Genomic DNA, 5982 nt, shown 5'->3' with positions numbered 1-5982 from the left:
CATCGCGGCGGCCATCCCGTCCGGCTGGCCGGCGGCGGGGACATCATGCCGGGCGCGCGCCACCACCTCGCCGTCGAGGTTCAGCATGACCAGGGTCATGACCACGGGGTCCAGGTGGATGCCGATGGCCAGCCGGCTGGAAAGTTCCAGCTGCAGAACGGTGCGCGGCTTGCCGGGCCCGCTGACGGTCTTGCGGTCCTCGCGCACCAGGCCCTCGTCCACCAGCCGGCGCACCACGTTGGAGATGGTCTGCGGGGACAGCCCGGTGCTCTCCACCAGTTCCACCCGGGCGATTCCCCCGCGGGCACGCCGAATGGCGTTAAGGATCACCGCCTGGTTGTAGCCGCCCAGGCGGCCCAGGTTGGTTCCGCGCTGCATCGCACCCGCTTTCCACTCATTCGACGTGTGGGACCCAGAGCAACTCTAGTCATTGAGCGGGCGGACCACACCCGCCACGCGGCCGCCCTCCCGGCGCGGCCCGGACCGCCGCCCTCAGGCCAAACCGGCCACCCGTGTGTCGCTGAGGAACTGGGTCCGGTACAGCTCGGCGTAGCGGCCCTCCAAAGCCAGCAACTCCGCGTGCGTGCCCTGCTCCGCAATCCGGCCGCCCTCAATGACCAGGATCCGGTCGGCGGAGCGCACGGTGGACAGCCGGTGGGCAATGACGACGGCGGTGCGCCCCTCGAGTGCCTCGCTGAGCGCCGCCTGCACGGCGGCTTCGTTGGTGGAGTCCAAGGCCGCCGTCGCCTCGTCCAGGATCACCACCCGGGGATGGCCCAGCAGCAGGCGGGCGATGGTCATCCGCTGCCGTTCGCCGCCGGAGAGCCGGTAGCCGCGCTCCCCCACCATGGTGTCCAGGCCGTCCGGCAGGGAACGGATCAGGTCCTGCAGCCGGGCGCGGCGCAGCACGTCCCAAATCTCGTCATCGCTGGCCTCCGGCCGGGCCAGCAGCAGGTTGGAGCGGATGGTCTCGTGGAACAGGTGCCCGTCCTGGGTCACCATGCCGATGGTGCCGCGCAGCGCCTCGAAGCTCAGGTCACGGACATCAATGCCCGAAAGCTCGACGGAACCGGAGTCCACGTCGTACAGGCGGGCCAACAGCTGGGCCATGGTGGATTTTCCGGCCCCCGAGGAACCCACCAGCGCCACCGTCTGGCCTGGCTCTACCCGGAAGCTGATCCCGTGCAGCACCTCCTCGCCGCCGCGGGCGTCGAGGGTCGCCACCTCCTCCAGCGAGGCCAGCGACACCTTGTCCGCGGACGGGTAGGCGAACCGCACGTCCTTGAACTCGACGGACACCGGGCCCGGCGGCACGGCAGCGGCGTCGTCCTTTTCGGTGATCAGGGGCTTCAGGTCCAGCACCTCGAAGACGCGCTCGAAGCTGACCAGCGCACTGGAGATCTCCACCCGGGCGTTCGCCAGGGCCGTCAGCGGCGCGTACAGGCGGGTGAGCAGGAGCGCCAGCGTCACCACCTCGCCCGGATCCAGCTGGCCGATGATCGCGTAGAAACCGCCGAGCCCGTAGACCAGGGCCAGGGCCAGCGCGGACACCAGGGTGAGCGCCGTGACGAACACCCACTGCATCACCGCCGTCTTGATGCCGATGTCGCGCACCCGCTGGGCCCGGAGCTTGAACTCGCGGGACTCGTCGGCGGGCCGGCCGAACAGCTTGACCAGCGTGGCCCCGGGCGCGGAGAACCGTTCGGTCATCTGCGTGCTCATGGCGGCATTGTGGTTGGCGGTCTCGCGGCGCAGTTCCGCGAGCCGGCTGCCCATCCGGCGGGCCGGCAGCAGGAACACCGGCAGCAGCAGCAGCGCCAGCAGGGTGACCTGCCAGGAGGTGTTCAGCATGACGATCAGCGTGAGGATCAGCGCCACGAGGTTGCTCACCACCCCGGAGAGCGTTCCGGCGAAGGCCCGCTGCGCCCCGATGACGTCGTTGTTCAGCCGGCTGACCAGCGCGCCGGTGCGGGTGCGCATGAAGAAGGCGATCGGCATCTTCTGGACGTGGTCGAACACGGCGGTGCGCAGGTCCAGGATGATGTCCTCGCCCAGCCCGGAGGAAATCCACCGGGTCACCATGCTGAGCCCGGCGTCGGCGATGGCCACCAGGGCGATGACGACGGCGAGCCAGATCACTACCTCGACGTCGGTTTTGGCCACGATCGCGTTCACCACCCGGCCGGCGAGAACCGGCGTGGCGACGGCCAGCGTGGCGGTCACCACCGAGAGCAGCACAAAGACCGCAATCTTGCCCTTGTAGGGCGCGGCGAACGCAAAGGTCCGGCGGACAGTCTCCCGCGAGAAGGACTTCTGCTCCTTCGAATGCGAAAGCCGGTACAGCGAACTCCAGGCTGCCCCTTCCATGGACATGATGGCTCCTAACGGCTGATGGTGCTACTGCCACCCTAGAACCATTCCGAGCGCCCTGGTGTTCCTGCCGGCGGCCATGCGGCCGGAAGCTGTCCGGAATTGCGCGGCGGGCAGGCGAAAGGCGCCGGCCTGACGAGTGCAGGACCGGCGCCTTCCGCCACCCCGGCGTCAGCTGAGCTGCTTCTCCTCGTGCGGGACGAAGCGGACCGTCATCGCCTTGAAGCCCGGCGTGTTGGACTCCCGGGCCACCAGGTCCCGGTGGACCAGCGCGTTGGCCTCCGGGAAGTAGGCGGCCGCGCAGCCCCGCGCCGTCGGGTAGGACACCAGGCGGAACTCGTCCGCGCGGCGCTCGGTGCCCTTGAACGTGCTGATCACGTCCACCAGGTCGCGGTCGGCGAAGCCCAGTTCGGCCAGGTCGTCGGGGTGCACCAGGATGACCCGCCGCCCGTTGGAGATGCCCCGGTAGCGGTCGTCCAAGCCGTAGAACGTGGTGTTGTACTGGTCGTGGCTGCGCATGGTCTGCAGGATAAGGTGTCCCTCGGGCGCCTCCAGGTACTCTAGCGGGCTGACCGTGAACCGCGCCTTGCCGATGTCGGTGGCGAAGGACCGCGTGTCGCGCGGCGGGTTCGGCAGCACGAATCCGCTCTTGTTCCGGATCCGCGTGTTGAAGTCCTCGAAGCCCGGCAGCACGCGGGAGATGTGGTCCCGGATCACGTCGTAGTCCTCGGCCATCGCCCGCCAGTCCACCGGGTGGTCGTCGCCGAAGGTGGCCTGGGCCATCCGCGCGATGATCACCGGTTCCGCCAGCAGGTGCTCGCTGACCGGCTCCAGCCGGCCCTGCGTGGACCGGACGACGGACATGGAGTCTTCCACCGAGAGGAACTGGGCGCCCTTCGGATGCTTGTCGTCCCGGTCGGTGCGGCCCAGCGTCGGCAGGATCAGCGACGTCTTCCCGTGCACCACGTGGGAGCGGTTGGGCTTGGTGGAGACGTGCACGGTCAGGCCGGCCTTCTTCATCCCGCTCTCGAGCAGCTCGGTCTCCGAGTTGGCCAGCGCGAAGTTGCCGCCCATGGAGACGAAGACGTCGACCTTGTCCTCGTGGAAGCGGTCGATCGCCTCGGTGGAATCGACGCCGTGCTCGCGCGGCGAGGTGATGCCGAACTCCTTGTCCAGCGCCGCCAGCATCCACTCCTTGGGCTTCTCCCAGATGCCCATGGTGCGGTCGCCCTGGACGTTGGAGTGGCCGCGGACCGGGCAGGCGCCCGCTCCTGGCTTGCCGAAGTTGCCCTGGAGCAGCAGCAGGTTCACGATCTCGCGCAGGGTATCGACCGAATGCGGCTGCTGGGTCAGGCCCAGCGCCCAGCAGATGATGGTGGCCTTGGACTTGGCCAGCAGCCCGGCGACCTTGGCGATCTCCAGCCGCGACAGCCCGGTGGCCTTCTCGGTTTCGGTCCAGTCGATGTGCCGGCGGGCTTCGACGTACTCCTCGAAACCTTCGGTGTTCGCCTCGATGAACGCCTTGTCCACGACGGTGCCCGGCGCGCGGTCTTCTTCTTCCAGCAGCAGGTGTCCCAGCGCCTGGAAGAGGGCGAGGTCCCCGCCCACCTTGATCTGCAGGAATTCGTCGGCCAGCGCGGTGCCGCCGCGCAGCAGCCCGTCCACCGACTGCGGGTCCTTGAACGCCATCAGGCCGGTTTCGGGCAGCGGGTTCACCGCCACGATGGTCCCGCCGTTGTCCTTGCACTCCTTGAGCGCCGAGAGCATGCGCGGGTGGTTGGTCCCGGGGTTCTGTCCCACCACGAAGATCAGCTCGGAGTGGTGGATGTCCTCCAGCGACACGGTGCCCTTGCCGATGCCGATGGTCGGGTTCAGCGCGCTGCCGGAGGACTCGTGGCACATGTTGGAGCAGTCCGGCAGGTTGTTGGTGCCCAGCGAGCGTGCGAACAGCTGGTACATGAACGCGGTCTCGTTGGCGGTCCGGCCCGAGGTGTAGAACACGCAGCGGTCCGGCGTCGTCGCCCTGATGCGTTCGCCAATCAGGCTGAACGCGTCCGCCCACGAGATCGGCGAATAGTGCGTCTCGCCCTCGCGGATGATGACCGGCTCGGTGATCCGGCCCTGCTGGCCGAGCCAGTACTCGGTCTTCGTGGAGAGCTCTTCGATGGAGTGGCGGGCCCAGAACTCGGGCGTGACGGTGCGCTTGGTGTTCTCCTCCGCCACGGCCTTGGCGCCGTTTTCGCAGAACTCGGCCGGCTTGCGCGGGCCGGTGATGGATTCGGGCCAGGCGCAACCCGGGCAGTCGAAACCGCCGCGCTGGTTGATCCGCAGCAGCGACCGGGCGGTGCGGGAGACCCCGGCCTGTTCGATGCCGCGCTCCAACGCAACCTTTACCGCCGGAGTACCGGCGGCGACCTTCTTCGGTTCCTTGACCTTCAGGGTGCTTTCATCAATGTCATTTACGGGTGCCGGACGAGTCATGCCCCTAATGTATCCCGGCTCACACCGGTTCCCCGACTCTCCCGGCGCGTCTCACACGAAATTCCCGACGGCGGCGCCCACCCGGCCCGGGTGGGCATAGACGTTAATGCTGCGGCCGCGGCTGAAGCCGGCCAGCGTCAGCCCCACCTTTTCCGCCAGTTCGACGGCGAGGGAGGACGGCGCGCTCACGGCCGACAGGACGGGGATGCCTGCGAGATAGGCCTTCTGGACCAATTCGAACGAGGCGCGCCCGGAGACCTGCAGCACTGTATTGCGCAGCGGCAGCCGCCCCTCGCGCAGCGCCCAACCCACGACCTTGTCCACCGCGTTGTGCCGGCCCACGTCTTCGCGCAGGCAGAGCAGTTCGCCCGCGACGCTGAAGAGGCCGGCGGCGTGGACGCCGCCGGTGCGCTCGAACACCTGCTGCTGTTCGCGCAGCCGGTCCGGCAACTGCAGCAGGATGTCCAGCGGCACGTCGCCGCCGGCACCGGTGCCGTCCGGGCCCGGGGAGGCTCCGCCGTCGTCATTCTGCAGCGGGAAGCGGGAGCGTTTCGTCACGGCGTCGATCGAGGCGGTGCCGCAGATGCCGCACGCGCTGCTGGTGACCACCTGCCGGTCGAGCCGCGGATCCGGCAGCGCCACCCCCGGCGCCAACTGGGCCTCCACCACGTTGAAGGTCTGCCGGCCGTCCTCGTCCTCGCCGGCACAGAAGCGCATCGAGACGAGGTGTTCGGGCGACCAGATGACGCCCTCGGAGACCAGGAAGCCGGCCACGAGGTCGAAGTCGTCGCCCGGGGTGCGCATGGTGATGGAGAACGCGCGGCCGGCCAGCCGGATCTCCAGCGGCTCTTCCACCGCCATCACGTCCTCGCGGCGGCGCGCCGGCGCATCGAGACTGAGTTTGAGCACCTTGCGGCGCTGCGTCAAGCGGCCCATGAAGTTCTCCTCTACTGCCTGTAACAAGGGTAAGGCAGCCACAGGGCTGCGTGCGGCGGGCGGCGCGGCGGCGCTTCCGGCTGTGCGGGGCGGCGGCGCGGCCGGCTGCGCGCGGCAGGACGCGTCGTTCACCAGGGCAGGTCGAGGGCCGGCAGCTGCTCGCCGGGTTCGGCCCCGGCGGCCGGCACCACCATC

At 69.1% G+C, this 5982-nt stretch carries 4 protein-coding genes; all 4 read right to left on the bottom strand.

Annotated elements, in window-relative coordinates; all coding sequences use genetic code 11:
* Positions 1 to 378, bottom strand: a 378-nt coding sequence (locus AC5RV2_RS13645; RefSeq protein WP_494092780.1) for a helix-turn-helix transcriptional regulator, incomplete at its 3' end; no start/stop codon positions are given.
* Between the two features lie 114 nt (positions 379 to 492).
* Entirely contained in the window at positions 493 to 2373 is a 1881-nt protein-coding gene (locus tag AC5RV2_RS13640; RefSeq protein ID WP_494092779.1) for an ABC transporter ATP-binding protein, read from the bottom strand.
* Between the two features lie 168 nt (positions 2374 to 2541).
* The gene (locus tag AC5RV2_RS13635; protein ID WP_494092778.1) at positions 2542 to 4851 is read right to left on the bottom strand and encodes an FdhF/YdeP family oxidoreductase; all 2310 of its coding nucleotides are present in this window, start codon (positions 4849 to 4851) and stop codon (positions 2542 to 2544) included.
* Positions 4852 to 4902: 51 nt separating this feature from the next.
* A complete protein-coding gene (gene fdhD / locus AC5RV2_RS13630; RefSeq protein WP_494092777.1) occupies positions 4903 to 5787 on the bottom strand; it encodes a formate dehydrogenase accessory sulfurtransferase FdhD in 885 nt (294 codons plus the stop codon).
* Between the last annotated feature and the right edge of the window lie 195 nt (positions 5788 to 5982).

Source organism: Arthrobacter sp. Y3225116 (genome assembly GCF_059091245.1).
Note: the sequence above shows the minus strand (reverse complement) of the source record. Positions and strands in the feature narration are given on the sequence as shown.

Bases quoted from the DNA above. Each gene is read 5' to 3' on its own strand.
- AC5RV2_RS13640 (WP_494092779.1), bottom strand. From the start codon at position 2,373: ATGTCCATGGAAGGGGCAGCCTGGAGTTCGCTGTACCGGCTTTCGCAT.
- AC5RV2_RS13635 (WP_494092778.1), bottom strand. From the start codon at position 4,851: ATGACTCGTCCGGCACCCGTAAATGACATTGATGAAAGCACCCTGAAG.
- fdhD (WP_494092777.1), bottom strand. From the start codon at position 5,787: ATGGGCCGCTTGACGCAGCGCCGCAAGGTGCTCAAACTCAGTCTCGAT.